At 40.0% G+C, this 17,328-nt stretch carries 19 protein-coding genes; 17 read left to right on the top strand and 2 right to left on the bottom strand.

Going from position 1 to position 17,328, the window contains the following annotated elements; genetic code table 11:
- Positions 1–166 precede the first annotated feature (166 nt).
- Together AOC36_RS10595 and AOC36_RS10590 are read left to right on the top strand one after the other, a co-directional pair.
- Complete coding sequence (locus AOC36_RS10595) at positions 167–1,375, top strand: glutathionylspermidine synthase family protein (protein WP_067634096.1); 1,209 nt, start codon at positions 167–169, stop codon at positions 1,373–1,375.
- 2 nt (positions 1,376–1,377) lie between these two features.
- Positions 1,378–2,034, top strand: a complete 657-nt coding sequence (locus AOC36_RS10590; RefSeq protein WP_067634094.1) for a hypothetical protein — start codon at positions 1,378–1,380, stop codon at positions 2,032–2,034.
- Positions 2,035–2,119: 85 nt separating this feature from the next.
- On the opposite strand, the gene AOC36_RS10585 is transcribed toward AOC36_RS10590, so the two are convergent.
- Positions 2,120–4,159: a DUF2207 domain-containing protein gene (locus tag AOC36_RS10585; protein WP_067634091.1), complete on the bottom strand. Its 2,040-nt coding sequence runs from the start codon at positions 4,157–4,159 to the stop codon at positions 2,120–2,122.
- A 230-nt stretch (positions 4,160–4,389) separates the two neighbouring features.
- Here AOC36_RS10585 and AOC36_RS10580 point away from each other — a divergent pair, with 230 nt between their 5' ends.
- The 3 genes from AOC36_RS10580 (at position 4,390) to AOC36_RS10570 (ending at position 6,926) form a co-directional block, all read left to right on the top strand.
- Entirely contained in the window at positions 4,390–4,827 is a 438-nt protein-coding gene (locus tag AOC36_RS10580) for a cupin domain-containing protein (protein ID WP_248845111.1), read from the top strand.
- 112 nt (positions 4,828–4,939) lie between these two features.
- The gene (locus AOC36_RS10575; protein ID WP_067634087.1) at positions 4,940–6,205 is read left to right on the top strand and encodes a MerR family transcriptional regulator; all 1,266 of its coding nucleotides are present in this window, start codon (positions 4,940–4,942) and stop codon (positions 6,203–6,205) included.
- 136 nt (positions 6,206–6,341) lie between these two features.
- On the top strand, positions 6,342–6,926 hold the full coding sequence (locus AOC36_RS10570) for a hypothetical protein (protein WP_067634084.1): 585 nt from the start codon (positions 6,342–6,344) through the stop codon (positions 6,924–6,926).
- A gap of 7 nt (positions 6,927–6,933) precedes the next feature.
- Here the strand turns inward: AOC36_RS10570 and fabV are convergent, their stop codons facing one another.
- On the bottom strand, positions 6,934–8,094 hold the full coding sequence (fabV, locus tag AOC36_RS10565; protein ID WP_067634082.1) for an enoyl-ACP reductase FabV: 1,161 nt from the start codon (positions 8,092–8,094) through the stop codon (positions 6,934–6,936).
- An 85-nt stretch (positions 8,095–8,179) separates the two neighbouring features.
- On the opposite strand from fabV, the gene accB reads away from it, so the two are divergent.
- The 12 genes from accB (at position 8,180) to AOC36_RS10505 (ending at position 17,261) form a co-directional block, all read left to right on the top strand.
- Complete coding sequence (accB, locus tag AOC36_RS10560) at positions 8,180–8,629, top strand: acetyl-CoA carboxylase biotin carboxyl carrier protein (protein ID WP_067634080.1); 450 nt, start codon at positions 8,180–8,182, stop codon at positions 8,627–8,629.
- Entirely contained in the window at positions 8,626–9,978 is a 1,353-nt protein-coding gene (accC, locus tag AOC36_RS10555) for an acetyl-CoA carboxylase biotin carboxylase subunit (RefSeq protein WP_067634078.1), read from the top strand. The genes accB and accC overlap by 4 nt, the downstream gene beginning before the upstream one ends.
- Complete coding sequence (gene accD / locus AOC36_RS10550; protein ID WP_099091547.1) at positions 9,975–10,835, top strand: acetyl-CoA carboxylase, carboxyltransferase subunit beta; 861 nt, start codon at positions 9,975–9,977, stop codon at positions 10,833–10,835. Before accC ends, accD begins: the two co-directional genes overlap by 4 nt.
- Complete coding sequence (locus tag AOC36_RS10545) at positions 10,832–11,734, top strand: acetyl-CoA carboxylase carboxyltransferase subunit alpha (RefSeq protein WP_078055161.1); 903 nt, start codon at positions 10,832–10,834, stop codon at positions 11,732–11,734. Before accD ends, AOC36_RS10545 begins: the two co-directional genes overlap by 4 nt.
- Positions 11,724–12,686, top strand: coding sequence for a beta-ketoacyl-ACP synthase III (locus AOC36_RS10540; RefSeq protein WP_067634076.1), 963 nt, complete (start codon positions 11,724–11,726; stop codon positions 12,684–12,686). The genes AOC36_RS10545 and AOC36_RS10540 overlap by 11 nt, the downstream gene beginning before the upstream one ends.
- Positions 12,687–12,763: 77 nt before the next feature.
- The gene (locus AOC36_RS10535) at positions 12,764–12,988 is read left to right on the top strand and encodes an acyl carrier protein (RefSeq protein WP_067634073.1); all 225 of its coding nucleotides are present in this window, start codon (positions 12,764–12,766) and stop codon (positions 12,986–12,988) included.
- Positions 12,988–13,878 (top strand): ACP S-malonyltransferase, encoded by an 891-nt coding sequence (locus AOC36_RS10530; protein ID WP_067634071.1) that lies wholly within the window; start codon positions 12,988–12,990, stop codon positions 13,876–13,878. The genes AOC36_RS10535 and AOC36_RS10530 overlap by 1 nt, the downstream gene beginning before the upstream one ends.
- Positions 13,875–14,600 (top strand): 3-oxoacyl-[acyl-carrier-protein] reductase, encoded by a 726-nt coding sequence (gene fabG, locus AOC36_RS10525; protein ID WP_067634069.1) that lies wholly within the window; start codon positions 13,875–13,877, stop codon positions 14,598–14,600. Before AOC36_RS10530 ends, fabG begins: the two co-directional genes overlap by 4 nt.
- 12 nt (positions 14,601–14,612) lie before the next feature.
- Entirely contained in the window at positions 14,613–15,857 is a 1,245-nt protein-coding gene (gene fabF, locus AOC36_RS10520) for a beta-ketoacyl-ACP synthase II (RefSeq protein ID WP_067634066.1), read from the top strand.
- Entirely contained in the window at positions 15,844–16,269 is a 426-nt protein-coding gene (gene fabZ, locus AOC36_RS10515; RefSeq protein ID WP_067634063.1) for a 3-hydroxyacyl-ACP dehydratase FabZ, read from the top strand. The genes fabF and fabZ overlap by 14 nt, the downstream gene beginning before the upstream one ends.
- Complete coding sequence (gene acpS / locus AOC36_RS10510; RefSeq protein ID WP_067634061.1) at positions 16,238–16,597, top strand: holo-ACP synthase; 360 nt, start codon at positions 16,238–16,240, stop codon at positions 16,595–16,597. Before fabZ ends, acpS begins: the two co-directional genes overlap by 32 nt.
- Positions 16,584–17,261 carry a lysophospholipid acyltransferase family protein gene (locus tag AOC36_RS10505; RefSeq protein WP_067634058.1) on the top strand — a complete coding sequence of 226 codons (678 nt, stop codon included), beginning with the start codon at positions 16,584–16,586 and terminating at the stop codon, positions 17,259–17,261. The genes acpS and AOC36_RS10505 overlap by 14 nt, the downstream gene beginning before the upstream one ends.
- Positions 17,262–17,328 lie beyond the last annotated feature (67 nt).

The following is a 17,328-nucleotide window of genomic DNA, read 5'->3' as shown; positions in this document are numbered from 1 at the left end:
CTCCTTTGTAGAAATACTAACACGAATACATATAAAAAACAATTTGAAGACCATTTTGTTCACCTTGCCGATAAAGACAAATGAAGGATTTTCATTTCATTTTTTGATGCCCTTAAAGTATAATGATAGTATTGAAACAGACGTGTTACTAAAAAGGGGCAGATGCATGAAACTATTAACAATACCAAAGGATCAATATGAGGATTATCGACTCGATGTTATTTTTGATGGCTACAAATGGGACCCTCAGTTCCTTGATAACAATACCATTGCACGACATGTTCTTGTTTTAAGTAAACAAGAGCATCAAGAACTTAAGTCCCTGACGGAAAGTCTGAGTAAAGAAACGATTGAAGCTGAAACAATCATCAATCAAAATCTGAATCTCACCAAGAAACTAGGGTTGTCGCGTAAGATAAAAAAAGACATTAAGAACATGACTAACTATGATCCACATCTGCACATTCGCTTAATGCGTTATGATTTTCATCCTGTTGTTCAAGGTGGGTGGGCACTGAGTGAAGTTAATAGTGATGTTCCAGGTGGTTTTGCAGAAGCGTCCCTGATGCCGCAAATTGCATCCAAATATTTCCCGTCTCATACATTCACAGTTCATAGTTTTGGTGAACGTATGGGAGAAGCTGTCAAAGAAAAGGTACGTCGAGGGGGTCGGATTATGATGGTCCATTGTACCTCTTATAGTGATGATCGCCAAGTCATGCAATTCTTAGGCGATCAACTTAAAGCCTCAGGCTATGACATTATCTATGGTGCGGCTGACCATTTAAAATTTGAGAATACCCAAGCTATGAGTATTCTTGATAATCATGAAGGGAAAATAGATGGGATAATACGGTTTACACCACTTGAATGGCTTATTGATATTAAACCCAAACATTGGGGTGGTTACTTTAATACACTGACACCTTCATGCAACCATCCAATTGCGGAATTTGCTCAATCCAAACAGTTTCCACTTATCTGGGATGATTTAGCCCAAGTAGGCGTGGATCTACCAACTTGGAAGAAATTACTTCCAGAAACTGTGACAGTTAGAGAGGCCAAAGGAAAAGAAGGGTTCATCTATAAACCCGTTTGGGGAAGAGTGGGTGAAGGCATTACCATAAAGGAAGCATGTCGTGGGGATGAGTATGATAAAATCATGAAAGACGTTAGAAGACATCCAAAGCGATATATTGCACAAAAGAAATTTGAAAGTAAAGCATTAATTGATGACGAAAACAAACCGTATCATGTCTGCCTTGGTGCTTATAGCATCAATGGGAAAGGTGCAGGGTATTATGCAAGAATCAGTGAGTCACCACGGATTGATTCACATGCCCAAGACATACCCGTCTTGGTTGAAGGGGAATAATCATGAACGATAAAGACTATTATAAACGATGGGCACCCTTTGGTATGCGATGGGTTGATTGGGTTCGTCCTGTTCTATTTATCGGATTGAGTGAACGAGCAAAGGACACACTTAACGTCAATTTTTCAATCCCAAAGATTCACTACATTGAAACGCTCAAAAAGGATACAGCAATACTCCTTGATATGCCAAGCTATGAAGGTGTTTTAGAAGGGTTGGCGTGCGCAACCCTAGGGTATCGGCCCATTGTACTTTATAATGGTACAACACAACAAGACCAAGCAATGTCACTGGTTGATAATGCGGATATCCAACATGCACTTATATGGGGAACACCCTACCTAGAAACTTTAACCATAAGGCATGATGCGCCACCTGTATTCATGATTGATACGAATCGAATGCTTCGTTACAAGATGAACGCTTCTATATTTGATAACAGTTGGGACTTATACAATCAAGACATCCCATCGCCGCAATATTTTAAGCAACAGGGTATTGATAAGATTATTATACGATCTGAGAAACTACAACGAGATCTTGCGAAGATATTCTATGAGTTTCAAAAGAAAGGAATCACGATATATATTACGGATGGTTATGATGCACCGAAAGTCATTGATATTCCCAAACCACCTAAGAAGGACAACTTCCATTAAAAAAACAAGGCTATAAACTGACCTTTCAAATCTTAAAAAAGATGGGTACAGGTCATTCGCCTTGTTTTTAAATTAGTTTTGAGTATTAGTGACCACCGCCACCGCCACCGCCTCCACGGCCTCCGCCACCATAACCACCATGGCCTCCGCTTCGGGCTGTGAATGAAGCAGAACGCGTTGCACTGCTGAATGAATTTCTACTTGTAGCATAGAATGCACGTGTTCTAAAGTGCGGGTTTCTAAGTATTGGACTTGAATTCATGACTGCTTCTGGACATCGTATCTCAAGAGCCTTCACGACTTTCTCAGAGATACCAAATGCTGTTGCATAGATTAAGTATTTTTCCCAAAGAGCAAGTTCCAATATCGTCCGTTCTTTCATCAAGGTTTCGCTGTTTAAGAACTTATACAGACCATGCCATTTTTCATATTCGTCTTGACCAAACTGGGTGAGAAGAATATAGTTACGGGATACAAATGCCATATACAAGCCAGATAGGATAAAGCCAAATCCGAGAATGAAGAAGGCACCATATGCTAACTCCAATCGTGTTTGATAGATTGAAAGGTTTCCGATAATCATCACAAGGATTCCAATTACCACAAAGGTAATTGCAAAGCCCAACATGGTATATTTCGGTGACTTGTAATTCTTGTTTTTAAAGTAACCGTCAACGATACCAATACGATCGGTTGATGTTTTCACATCCTGTACAAAACGATTGGTGTATTCATAGTCGCTAGAGATTTTATTTTGGAATGCTTGTTGTGTGATTTCTCCACTTTTTGCATGCCTTAATATTAAGTTGAAGTAGCGTTCTTCTACAGGTGAAAGCACCGGTTTTTGAACGGGGTTTATCTGTGATTCATTCGGTACGTCATTGCGAACATGAATCTTGACATTCTTTTGACTCCATCCCTTTGAAGGATTGATCTGTTCTACATCAACATACCCTTTATGCACGAGGCTTAACATAGCCGCTGCATAGCCATCACCAATGTTATCTTTAGTATAAGTTTTCGCAAAGACAAGCTTACGTGCGAAGTTTGCATCTAAATCATTCGGGATATCTCTGAAGTAATCAATATGCATTGAAGGTTTGTACATCGGATTTGTTTTCTTGACAATAAAGTTGATGAAGAGTGCAAGGATCATCACACCAAATGTCCCAATGATTGATCCAACAAAGAGCTTCATTCTATTTTGTGCCGCAACAATTGGTAATTGTTCAAACTCAGCTTGTGCTGCCCGAATACTTGGGAGCATGTCTTGGTCAAAGTAATTGTTTTGCGAAGCGAATTGAGTAAAGACATGACGGTCTTCACCAAAGGCTATAAGTGCAAACTCAATATATTGATTGAAAGATTTGAAAGTTAATTGCGATTCATCGAGTTCAAAGAAGAATGTATGATATCCTTCGTTTTTTGATGTGGATTCTTCAAATGGGAATTCATGTGCATTGGTACCATACGTAAATGCCTCATAGTTCCCCTCACGTGGCATCTTATCAAGCGGGAAAAGGATTTCCCCTTTTACTGAGTCCAGATAGTTGATTGAATCACCATAATACAGGGACAGGTATAGTTCAGAAGCATCGTTGTAACGAAGGGCTGCATTTGACATTTCATATTGAATTTCAAACACAGGTGTTTCGCGGTATAAACCATCTACATAGATTAAGAGGCATTCGAAGTTAGTATAGCCATCATATGGCCCCTTGCTGTGGAACCATTTTCCAGGTCCATACTTGCCGTCATAACCCACAAAGTCTTCATCATCCCAATAGAGCTTCGGACTTTCTTCAAAGACTTGAACTGAGCCATCCTCAAAGATTTGTTTCACGGATATCACATTGTACTCCACTTTAACACCATCAACATAGGACTCAGGCAGTTCACGCCAAAGTTCCCAAAATCCATTGTCTTCGTCTGCAGCATGAATATCAAAAGTGAGTTGTTCTGTGATGACAACTTTACCATTACTACCCGCTTCATCCACAACTACGGCGGAGTAATCGAGGCCAGTAATTCGGGCGAAGTCATACTCCGAGCTCGAACAACTTGTAATACCAACTAATACAACAACCGTAATCATTGCATAGATTAATTTTCTTAATCGTTTCATAGCATCCCCTTTAAGTGTATCTGTACTTACTTCCTTTAGTTACCAATCATTATACACTAAAATACTTGCTAAGTTGATAGTAAAGAAGTATCTGTATTGAAAACATTCAACCTATGCCAATTAACGGATTACATGAAAATGATTGCGGACAAACCCTTGACTTAGAGCAGACTCAAGGGTTTATACTAGTTACAACAGCCATACTCATTAAGAGTAACTTAAGGAGGTTTATGATGAAGTATATGGATAAAGACGTTTTTACTAAAGTGGATACCTTTGGAGTGGGTGCATACAATGAAGCCTATAAAGCATACTTTACGAAAGATTCATTCTTGAATCCCATCCATAACCATAAAGGTGAACCAACAGGTGTAAGCAATGTTACATTTGAGCCAGGATGTCGAAATAACTGGCATATCCACCATGCTCAATCAGGCGGAGGACAAATGTTAATCTGTACCTTTGGAGAAGGATGGTATCAAGAAGCGGGTAAAGAAGCAATAAGTTTACATGAAGGCATGATTATCACAATCGCAAGTGGTGTGAAGCATTGGCATGGTGCCAAAAAAGACAGTTGGTTCTCACACTTAGCGTATGCCATCCCAGGTGTTGAAGCATACAACGAATGGCTTGAAGTTGTTTCCCAAGAAGATTATGATGCACTTTAATTAGTGGTACCGACACGTTTGACGATAATTCATTATCTAATGCGTGTTTTTTTTATATTTTGCTTGACCCTCTAGGGACTATAACCTTTATAATGGATTAAGAGGTGATCGCATGAATATACAAGAGGTATCAAAACGAACACAGCTTTCAGACAAAACGATTCGTTATTACGAATCAATCGGGCTGATCCGTATCAAGCGTAAAGATAATAGGTATCGAGAGTACACCCAGTCAGATGTAAAAAAACTCAATGCGATCCGATTAATGCGATATGTATCAATCAGCATTGAAGATATTAAGCGTGTCATGGAAAATCCAGAGTTATGGCACACTGTTATGAATCAATATAAACATGAGTTTGAGAAAATGCAAAAAGAAGACGAGAAAAAAAGGTTGCTTTTTGATGTCCTTAACGAGTCTTCTTATGAAGCGCTCTTTGATCAATCAGAACACATTATTGAAACCCTTCATGATGAAGATTTGTTCGAATTGATAGATTACATCAAATCACCAAGTCTATTCTCAACAATCATCAGTACACTCATCCTCTCAGGTCCTGTTTTAGGGTTAATCTTAGTTACGTATACGGATGTGACCTTTTCTAACCAACAATTGCTTGTACCATTTGCACTCTTTACCACCATCTTGCTAACTGTAATCTGGGTGAATTATTATAAGAATCGAAATCCAAAACTTCAACGATCAAATTCATTGGTAAGTATTGTACTATTTGTGGTGGCACTGATTGTGGTTTTCGCTATTTTTATCATCGCAACATTGATTCAAGAAAAACTCATCTTAACGCCACAAAGTATCTTATATACACACAACATCCTGTATCTAAACCATGCATTTATTGGATTCACTGTGATTCAAGTGCTCGTGATTATCTTCGGGGTATACTACAGTCATAAAAAAGACATGGACTTTGAAATCTTCAACGAATGTTTTAAAGTCATATGTAAATATTGGACAATCGTGGTTAGTTTTAACCTTATATTTCTCTACATCTTTTTCACCAGCGTCAGTGTGGTAAACGTAGATGGATCGATTGTTCGCTTCTCTGCACTCAACCCACGTGGAACACACGTTGATGTGGCATCTGTCAATCGTGTTTCAGTTGGTTTTACGGACGGTTTCTTTAAACAGTATAAGCCTGAATTTAGTATGGTTCTCACAACGGATCAATTCTCAATCGATATTGGTGGTGCAAACTTTGTTTCAGGTACCTCTGATACCTATGTTGAATTAGAACTACTCGATACCCTCTACATGTCCAAAGGCATCCAAAAAATCGTGAAGAATCAAGACGTTTCTGCATGCACCATTGACATCCATTATTGCAATCGGTTCATGCGCATCATTAAGAACCAATAAGTGTAAATCTCACCTGTAATCATCGTCTCTCGCCGTTTGACTCTTATGCGTTATTAGTTCCTTCAATTTTACATTGAGTCATAATTTCGGTACAATTGAACAAAGATGTTGAATATTTAAGGTGGGGGAAATATATATGAGACACAAATCACGACGATTTTGGATGGTTGGTGGGTTTCTTGTTATCATACTGTCAATGACAATCTGGGTTGGTTCTCAAAAGATTATCGCGAATCAATCCATAAGAACAATGAATAAATGTGATATAACTCAAGTAGAAGCAAAGTACAATCTGTACCTTTCACACCAAGGCACACGCTGTGTAAATATGGAGAAAAAATCAGGAAAAGGCAAACCTTGGACACAATCAATCGTTATAAAAAATGCACACGAACCTTTGAAGCCTGATTCCTTTATACTGGAAATTCCCATTACTGGGGATTTTGGCGTCATAAAGGATCCGAATCCAAAACGAGTGCTTGAAACGTTCACATACAAAACTGCTTTATACAATGTATCGGTTCAGTTTGTTACAATTAAGTGGGATAAACACCATCTTGCCGTGTATTTTTCACTTGAAAAACCAGATCAGAACATCCACGGATTGTATGTCATTGAAAGTGATGACAATCGTGAAATAACTGATGTTCAAATTACAGAAGCAAAAGCAGTCATTACATCAATGCTTAAAGACAAAAAAACACCAAAGGTTCAAAAATGAACCTTTTTTACTGGTCTTGTGTATAATCACACCCATCGACGTCAAATCCATTAATGTTGAGAAATTCTTTTTTAAAGGCGTCAAAGTTCACAAGGTCTTTGAAATTCTCGGGTGTAATGCGGCTCAAAATATCGTGAACTTTTGATTGAACCTGAGGATCCATTTCAAATTGATCCAAGCGATAAAAACCATCATCATCAATCTCAGGTGAATCGCCATAAATCATCTCCTTAAACAACCGATACGTGTGTTCCACTGTGGTTTCGTGTGTGCCTCTTTCTTTCATGACCTGAAAGAGTGCACTTGCATAAAGAGCCATCGTTGGAATAAACACAGAAGCCTTAGTAACCACCGCTTTAGATGCACTAATAACTGCCTTTCCGTGAAGTGGTGCTAAGATATCGTTGACATCTTGATTGGCGCGATTTAAATCCTTTTTCGCAGCACCAATGGTTCCGTTTTTATAGATCGCATGGGTACTTTGTGCTCCAAGATAGGTATAGGTTACAAAGGTGCACCCTTCACTGAGTACCTGTGCTTTGGATAAGGCCTGTGCCCACAATGCATAATCTGCACCTCCCATGACCGTTACTGTATCCTCAATTTCCTGAGGCGTTGCCGGTTCAACGGATTCATATTTCAAAGTTTCACGGGCAATGTCAACGGTGTACCCACTGTAAGTTTGTTGAATGGGTTTTAATGAAGATACTGTTTTTACGTGGGTATCAGGATCAATCCGAATCCCGCTTGCGACGGAATACACCACTAGATCAATGGTTTTATTGCAGGATTTAAAATGGTTGATGACTGCATCTTTGGTTTCATGTGAAAAGCAATCAGCATTTAAGTCATCACACAACAATCCCTTTTCTTGAGCGATTTCATGAAAGAAAAGATTGTTGTAGTATCCAGCTGAACCCGATGATTTACCTTTAGGTCCGCGTTCAAAGCTCACATTGAACGTATACGCATGGGCTTTAAACGCAAGCACAATCCGTGTTGCCAAACCATAGCCAGAACTACCTCCTAATATCAATACATTCAATGGCCGATCAAGGATTTGTGGCATATCATTTAATGATTCAATTTGGTTTAAAATGTTTTGTTTACACCCCATTGGATGGGCGTTTAATGCGATGTTATCGCGAATAATCGGTGTGTGACTCATGATTCATCTCCTTAACAAAAGTATTGCAATAACTATTATAATATGATTTACTTTGAATATCAAACTATTTTACTTGGAGGTTGATATGGATTTAAAAGCAATAAAAAAACTCGTAGAAGTTTTAGAGGATTCATCGCTCGAATCCCTCACATATAAAGACGAAACATTTGAAGTAGAGATCAAAAAACCCAAAGCACACAATGTGTATGTGGAAAAACCACCACTCACACAAACCCTTCCACAACACTATCCTGAGGATACAGCTGAGGCTAACGTAAAAGAAATGGTTCCATTGGGTCATGTAATACGTTCACCATTAGTGGGTGTGTATTATTCCAAGCCAACGCCTGAATCCAGTGAGTTTACAGCTGTAGGCAAACGGGTCAACAAAGGTGATGTGGTGTGCATTATTGAGGCCATGAAAGTAATGAATGAGATTAAGTCGGATGTAAGTGGGACACTTCTTGAAGTACACATTAAGGATGGAGATAGTGTTGACTTTGATCAACCGCTCTTTACGATACAAGAAGTATGATTCAAAAAGTACTCATTGCCAATCGTGGTGAAATCGCTGTCCGCATTATACGCGCATTGCGGGAACTGAATATCAAATCCGTAGCTGTGTACGCTACTGTTGATAAAGACTCCTTACATGTGATGCTTGCGGATGAAGCAGTATGTATTGGTGACCACAAACTTTCAAACTCTTATCTCAATCAAAATGCAATCTTACAAGCTGCAGTGAATACGCATGTTCAAGCCATCCATCCAGGGTATGGGTTCTTGAGTGAAAATGCACAGTTTGCGAAAGCGTGTAAACAACTTAATATCAAATTTATTGGTCCCAGCCATGAACTCATTGAAATAATGGGAGACAAACAAAGTGCACGCGAAACGATGCGCAAAGCAGGGGTGCCCATTGTTCCTGGATCAGATGGACTTGTTGATACGCTGGAAGATGCTTATTACGAATCCAGCAAAATTGGATATCCTGTGCTTATTAAAGCTACCGCGGGTGGTGGTGGTAAAGGGATGCGTGTGTGTCATACACAAAATGATCTTAAAGATGCATACAATCAAGCCCGACGTGAAGCACGAAATGCCTTTGGGGATGATTCGGTTTACCTTGAAAAATATGTAGCGAATCCACGCCATATCGAAGTTCAAATATTAGGAGATTCTCATGGTAATGCCATCCATCTGTTTGAACGAGAATGTTCTGTGCAGCGCAATAATCAAAAAATGATTGAAGAAGCGCCTGTACAAAACTTAAGCACGCAAACCAAAGAAAAGTTATACGCAGTATCCTTAAAAGCCGCGAAGGCAATTCGGTATGAGTCCTGCGGTACCTTAGAGTTTATTATGGACACAGATGAACGGTTCTATTTCATTGAAATGAACACGCGAATTCAAGTAGAACATCCCATCACAGAAGCAATCACAGGCATCGATATTATCAAAGAGCAGATTCACATAGCTGAAGGGAAAAAACTATCCTTTATGCAATCACACATCAAAGCGCTGGGACATGCAATCGAAGTGCGTGTTAATGCAGAAGATCCCTATGATGGCTTCAAACCCCAATCGGGACGCATCCAAGGCATTCATTTTCCTGGAGGGAATGGTGTCCGCATTGATTCCTATGTTTATCAAGGATATGCCATTCCACCCTTTTATGACTCAATGATTGCGAAAGTAATCGTGCACGCTTTTAACCGCGATGATGCAATTGAAAAAGCCATTCGCTGTATGGAAGAAATGGATGTGGAAGGCATCACGACCAATCAAGAATTCCAACTTGAAATCTTACTGAATGAAGCATTTCTGGATAACAAATACGATACGTCCCTGGTACGACATGTATTAGAAACGAGGGTAAAATGACAATGTTTAACAAGCTCAAAGGAAGAAAAGAGAAGGTAGATTCCTATAAAGGACACGAAATACTTGAAACTAAAGTCGAAGTGCCAGATGGTATGTTTGAAAAATGTCCCCACTGTGGCCATGTTGTGGAAACCTCAAAACTTCAACACAATGCATGGGTGTGTGATCAGTGTAATTATCACTACCGTTTACACATCGCACAACGCATCCACCTGATCTTTGACGAATTTAAAATATTTAATCATATCTTGAAATCAAAAGATCCACTCAACTTTCCAGGATATCAAACAAAACTCAATGGACTCAGTGAAAGCTTGGGAGTTTATGATGCAGTCGTTTGTGGTGAAGCAGTGTTGGATGGTAGAGCAGTGATTGGTGTTGTAATGGATACAAACTTTATGATGGGATCCATGGGAAGTGTAGTGGGTGAGAAAATCACACGAGCTTTTGAACGCGCACACCATCAAAAAAAGCCATTAATCCTCTTTAGTGCATCCGGAGGTGCACGGATGCAAGAAGGCATTATTAGCCTCATGCAAATGGCAAAAACAAGTGGTGCTGTAGGAAACTTCAGTAAAAAAGGGGGCCTATTCATTAACGTGCTTACCGATCCAACGACAGGAGGTGTCACTGCAAGTTTCGCAATGCTCGCAGATATCATCCTTGCTGAACCGGGTGCGCTAATTGGATTTGCAGGACCCCGTGTTATCAAACAAACCATGCAAAAAGACCTACCAGAAGGATTTCAACGGGCTGAGTTTCTCCAAGAAAAAGGCTTTGTGGATAAAATTGTGCCACGTCATGATTTAAAACGAACCCTATCACAGCTCTTAGCGTTTCATGAGGTGAAATCATGAGTCAACGCATTAAACACCTTGAAAAAGAAATCAAGGCCATTAAAAACGAAAACCTAGATACCTCACACCTCGAGCAGTCCCTTAAAATTCTCAAACAAGAAGTTCAATCCAAACTCAGTGCTTGGGATAAAGTACAACTGGCACGTTCTTTAGATAGACCCAGCAGTAAAGACATGATAGCCGCAATCTTTAGCGATTATATCGAACTGCATGGGGATCGATATTATGGTGATGATGGCGCGATAACGGGGGGGATTGCGATGCTCAAGGATCAACCTGTAACCGTCATTGGAATCGTAAAGGGAAAAGATACTGAAGAAAACATTCGTGCTCACTTTGGCATGGTTCATCCCGAAGGCTATCGCAAAGCACTGCGTTTAATGAAGCAGGCTGAGAAGTTCAAACGCCCCATTGTGACGATTATTGATACACCCGGTGCATTTCCAGGCATCGAAGCGGAAGAAAGAGGTCAAGGGGAAGCAATAGCGCAAAACCTCATGCAGATGATGGACCTATCCGTTCCATCAATATCGATTATCTTAGGGGAAGCAGGAAGTGGCGGTGCTTTAGCACTGGCCGTAACTGATAAAGTATGGATGTTTGAAAACGCCATCTACTGTATCCTATCACCTGAAGGATTTGCATCCATTTTATTCAAAGATGCATCAAAAGCAAGTGATGTTGTTGAGATGATGAAAATTACCAGTCAAGATTTATATAAGTTGGGCGTAATCGATGCCATCATTTCTGAAGAAAATGGGTTTGACTGCGCATCGAAGCTGCTTCAAGAAAATTTATATAAAGAATTTAAGACATTATTAAAACTCAAACCAGATCGCCTCAAAAAACTAAGATATAAACGATTCAGGATGATGGGAGATGTGATTCATGAACACTAAGATTATTAGCACCGGAAGCTATGTACCCCAAACGGTTGTCTCAAACAAGGATTATGAGAAAATCATGGATACAAGTGATGCATGGATTGTACGTCGAACAGGGATTAAAGAACGTCGGTTTGAATCCATGTCAACGGTTCATATGGCAACAAAAGCAGCCCAAGAAGCACTGAAATCATTGGATGTAAATACCCTTGATTGCATTATTGTGGGAACCTACACTCCCGATTCATTCATCCCAACAGTCGCAAATCAAGTGCGTGAAAATCTGAATGTGACACGCCCTATTCCATCCTTTGATATCAATGCAGCCTGCTCTGGATTTATTTATGCGCTTCAAACTGCCAATGCATACATACGCTCAAAGATATACAAGCGTATCCTGGTGATTGGCTGTGATTTCAATTCACGTATTTTAAACTACGAAGATCGAACCAGTGCAATTTTATTTGGCGATGGTGCAGGGGCTGTTGTTGTAGAAGCAGGCGAAACAGGGATCGTTGATTGTATTATTGGCGGTGAAAGTGATACGTATGAGACCATCACCCTTCCTAACAGAACAGACCGCCGCGCACCTTTTATCAATCGAACCATACAAGAAGATGCTTATTTCTCAATGAAAGGAGCCGAAGTTTTTAAGTATGCTGTGCGTGTTATGAACTCCAGCATCCAAGAACTCCTTGATCGAAATAATCAATCGATTGATACAATCGATGCAATCATTGTCCATCAAGCAAACAAACGAATCTTAGAAAGCGGTGCACGGGCTTTGAATTATGACCCATCCAAACTATTATCGAATGTCGAACGTTATGGAAATACGTCTTCAGGAAGTGTTCCCATACTGCTTGATGAAGCCAACAAACAAGGTCTTTTAAAAGAAGGCATGCGCATCATTTTAGTAGCATTTGGTGGGGGTCTCACCTATGGTTCTGTGCTTATTGATTGGTAAGAACAGACGAAAATATATTGACAATCAAAGTAAATGAGTATATAGTTTGAATGTCAAACTATTATTAGGAGGAACTTATGAAAGCTAAAGTTAAACAAATAGTCTCAGAAATATTAGATGTAACCGTGGATGAAATCAAAGATGATGTGTCAATCCTCGATGACTTAGGCGCGGATTCCATAGCAGTGATGGAAATTGTAATGGAACTTGAAGGTGAATACGGTGTCGATGTGCCAACAGAAGATGTTGTGAATCTCAAGACTGTAAACGATATTGTTGCCTACATTGAGTCAAAGGTTTAATGAAAAAAGGATTCATATTTGCTGGCCAAGGTCAGCAATTTCTTTTAATGGGACACGATCTCTATGAAGCAGATCAAGATGTGAAGGATCTCTATGATACGGCAACAAAAATCCTGGGGTATGATGTACTTTGTTTAGATGAAGCATCACTTCAAAAGACATTGTATACACAACCAGCCCTTTATGTACTTGGTCATGCACTGGATCACTTATTAAAAAAAGAAGGAATCTTTCCTGATGTAGTTTCAGGCTTATCTTTGGGGGAATATAATGCACTAACCAGTAGTGGTGTTATCTCATTTGAAGATGGACTTAGACTCATTCAAAAACGCGCGCACCTGATGCACCATGCCTTTGAACCGTTTAGTACAGCGATGGTTGCATGCTTAAAAACGGATTTACAAACCATTGAAGCATTGCTTGAAAAAACACAGGTCGAAGTCTGTAACATCAATACACCCAGTCAAATTGTAATTGGGGGAATGAAACAGGATATTGAAACCATACTTCCCCAATTAAAACACGCCAAAGTAATCGCAATTCCCCTTAAAGTATCGACAGTGTCCCATATGTCATTGCTTTGTGAGGTAAGCGATGCGTTGAAAGAAGTTTTAAGAAACCAACGCTTCTTAACCCCACATGTGATGTTTGTGAATAACATCGAAGGGGTTTTACAACATGAAGGATTTGTAGAGTCACTATCCCTTCATATTTCACGACCAACGCAAATGGTTAAGGTGATTCAAACAATGAGACAACAGGGTGTTGAACACTTTATAGAAGTTGGACCCAAGGGATCTATTTCCAAGTTTATCAAGGAGATCTGTGGGGAATCTGTCAAGATATCAAATGTTTATGATATGCAAACCTTAAGGAGTGAATGTGAATGAATCGAAAAATAGCGGTAGTAACCGGTGCAACAAAAGGCATCGGATACCACATTGCCCAACAACTCGTGGCAGATGGGTATTATGTCATAGGGACCTATGTTTCAAATTATGACCAACACACCCTTGAATCCTTGGAAACAGAAACTTTTGAATTGCGTCATGTTGATGCAACTGATTATGATCAATGCAATCAACTGTGCACAGAAATACAGCGTGAATTCACCACGATTTCAGTCCTGGTGAATAATGCGGGCATTGTTCGAGATGGCATTGTACTCACAATGACACAGGATGACTTTAATCAAGTAGTTGATACCAACTTAGGGGGTTCATTCAACATGGTCAAAGCATTTTCAAAAAGTATGCTACGACAAAAAGCAGGATGCATTGTGAACATCACATCGGTCATTGGAGTGATCGGAAATGCAGGACAATCCAATTATGCTGCAAGTAAAGCAGGACTCATTGGATTCTCAAAAAGCATTGCGAAAGAATTCGCAGGACGCAATATTCGTGTAAACTGTGTTGCTCCAGGATTCATTGAAACAGAAATGACAGATTCACTCACCCACGATATCAAAACGGAAATTCTGAGAAATATTGCATTGAAGCGATTTGGCACACCTCAGGATGTTGCGGATGCAGTGAGCTTTCTTGTCAGTGAGAAGGCACAATATATCACAGGGCAAGTCATTAATGTCTGTGGTGGAATGGTAATGTAAGGAGTCGATAAAATGAGAAGACGGGTTGTAGTAACAGGCATGGGCATTGTCAGTCCATTAGGGCATACAGTAGATCAAGCCTTCCAAAATGCAGTTGAAGGTGTCAGTGGCATTGATGTCATTGATACCTTTGATACAAAAGAGCTCAAGGTGAAAATTGCAGCACAAGTCAAAAACTTTGACGCATCCAAGCACCTCAGCAAAAAAGAAATTCGACGTCAAGATCTGTTCAGTCAGTTTGCAGTCTATGCAGCATGTGACGCATTTGAAGATGCACAGCTTAAAGAACAAGTTGATCCAAAACGCATGGGTGTTTTGTTGGGAACAGGCATGGGTGGAACCCAAACCTTTGCACACGATTTAAACCGAGCATTTGAGTTTGGCATCAACAAAATCCCACCCATGTTTATTCCCATGATTATTCCAAATATGGCCAGTGGTAATGTCTCCATTGCACTTGGAGCGCAAGGACATACCTCAACAGTCACAACAGCCTGTGCTGCATCAACACATGCAATGGGAGATGCCCTTCGCATGATCCAACACGGTTATGCTGATGTTATGATCACCGGGGGATCTGAAGCAAGTGTCAACCCCTATACCCTTGCTGGGTTTAGTGCACTCACCGCATTAAGCCTGAATGAAAATCCGAAAAAAGCATCCCGCCCTTTTGATAAAAACCGAGATGGGTTTGTATTGGGAGAAGGCGCAGGCATTCTCATATTTGAAGCCTTAGAACATGCCCTCAATCGAGGTGCAAAGATTTACTGTGAGGTTGTTGGTTATGGATCAACCGGGGATGCCTATCATATCACTGCACCCAGTGGTGTTGGGGCTCAAGAAGCAATGCGATTGGCTTTAGAAGATGGGAGCTTAAAACCCGAAGACGTTACATATATTAACGCCCATGGAACCAGTACACCCATCAATGATAAATTTGAAACAGAAGCCATTAAACAAGTCTTTAAAGACCACGCACCTCACCTTAAAATCTCATCGACTAAATCCGTGCATGGACATTGTTTAGGGGGTACAGGCGGCATTGAGGCAATTTTAAGCATACGCGCCATCACGGATGGCATCATCCCACCAACGATGAATTATGAAACCTTTGATGATCAGTGTGACTTGAATTATGTACCCAATCACCCACAAAAAGGTGAGGTCGATGTGGTCATGTCCAATTCGTTGGGATTTGGTGGGCATAATGCAGTGATTGTATTTAGAAAGTATGGTGAACGTGATGTACTTAAATAGCAACGAGATTCAGAAAATCATCCCGCATCGTTATCCGTTTTTATTGGTTGATGCAGTCAAGGAAATGAATGAAACATCCATCATCGCAATCAAAAATGTATCCGCAAATGAGATGCATTTTATGGGTCACTTCACACAGAAACACGTGATGCCTGGAGTCTTAATTGTGGAGGCACTTGCACAGGCAGGGGCCATCGTCTTGCTTTCAAAAGAAGCATACAAAGGGAAACTGGCTTATTTTGTTGGAATTGATCAATTCAAATTTAAAAAACAAGTCATGCCTGGGGATACCTTAGAGTTACAGGTCGAACTCATCAAATTAAAAAGTATCATGGGCATTGCACAAGCCAGTGCTTTAGTGAATGGGGAAGTATGTGCATATGGAACACTTAAATTTGCAATTTCAGATTAAACCTGGGACAGACATTGTTTATATGCCGCGATTTATCGATAAGGTCGATGATGCGCGATGGATTACAAAAATACTGACACCAAAGGAACAAACGCTATTTTATAGGCTTCAATCACCCAAAAGAAGATTGGAATTTATCTGTGGTCGATTTGCTGCGAAAGAAGCGTATTCAAAAGCAAAAGGTGTGGGGATTGGTGAAATCGACTTTTTAGATGTGGAAATCTTGGCTGATGATTTGGGAAAACCTGTGTCAGAGTGTATGAATGTTTCCATCAGTCATGATCAAGATTATGCCCTTGCAATGGTGATTGTTTATGAAAACATTTAATATGATTGTGACATTTATGGTGCTGCCTGTGTATTGGATCCGAAGCCAATGGATTCGCAGGTTTTGTTCAGAACAAAAAGGAAGTAAAGAGCTGCAACTTTACCCCAAACATTATCTTGGTTTTCGAAGAATTCGTGTGGAGGCACATGGATACCAACCCGATGCGAACATTCCATGTATTTATGTATCCAACCACCAGTCCATGAATGATATTTTTGTAAGCATTGCAGCGGTGAATCGTCCGTTTCGATTTATTGCGAAAAAGGAGTTGTTCACAAATCTGATTACGGGAACATTTATGAAAATGAGCCGTTCTTATCCTTTAGATAGAGACGATCCCAGACAATCATTGAAGGTATTAAAACAAGCTGTGGATGATGTAAGCAAGGGAGTAAGTGCCCTTGCGTTTCCGGAAGGAACCCGTTCCCATGCAATAGATATGTTACCCTTCAAAGATGGAATATTCTCTGTCTTAAGAAAATCAAGTGCTCCAATTGTACCCATGTATATCAAAGAAAGTTTCAATGAACGTCAAAAGGTGATGCATGTATATTTCTGTGAGCCCATTTACCCAGAAACTTATAAGGAAATTAAAGGTGCTGCGTTAAGTGAATATGTATTCAAACGTATGAACGACATGAAAGAGTGGGTATACGAACACTAAGATTTTACTGGTCGATGTTTTATGTGTAGTTAGTAATGACACGCTACAGTTTCTTGTGATAAAATAA

Origin of the sequence: Erysipelothrix larvae (assembly GCF_001545095.1) — a bacterium.
In the GTDB taxonomy this organism is placed as follows: Bacteria; Bacillota_I; Bacilli_A; order Erysipelotrichales; family Erysipelotrichaceae; genus Erysipelothrix; species Erysipelothrix larvae.
The sequence above is the reverse complement of the archived record's forward strand: the minus strand, read 5'-3'. Positions and strand labels throughout refer to the sequence as shown.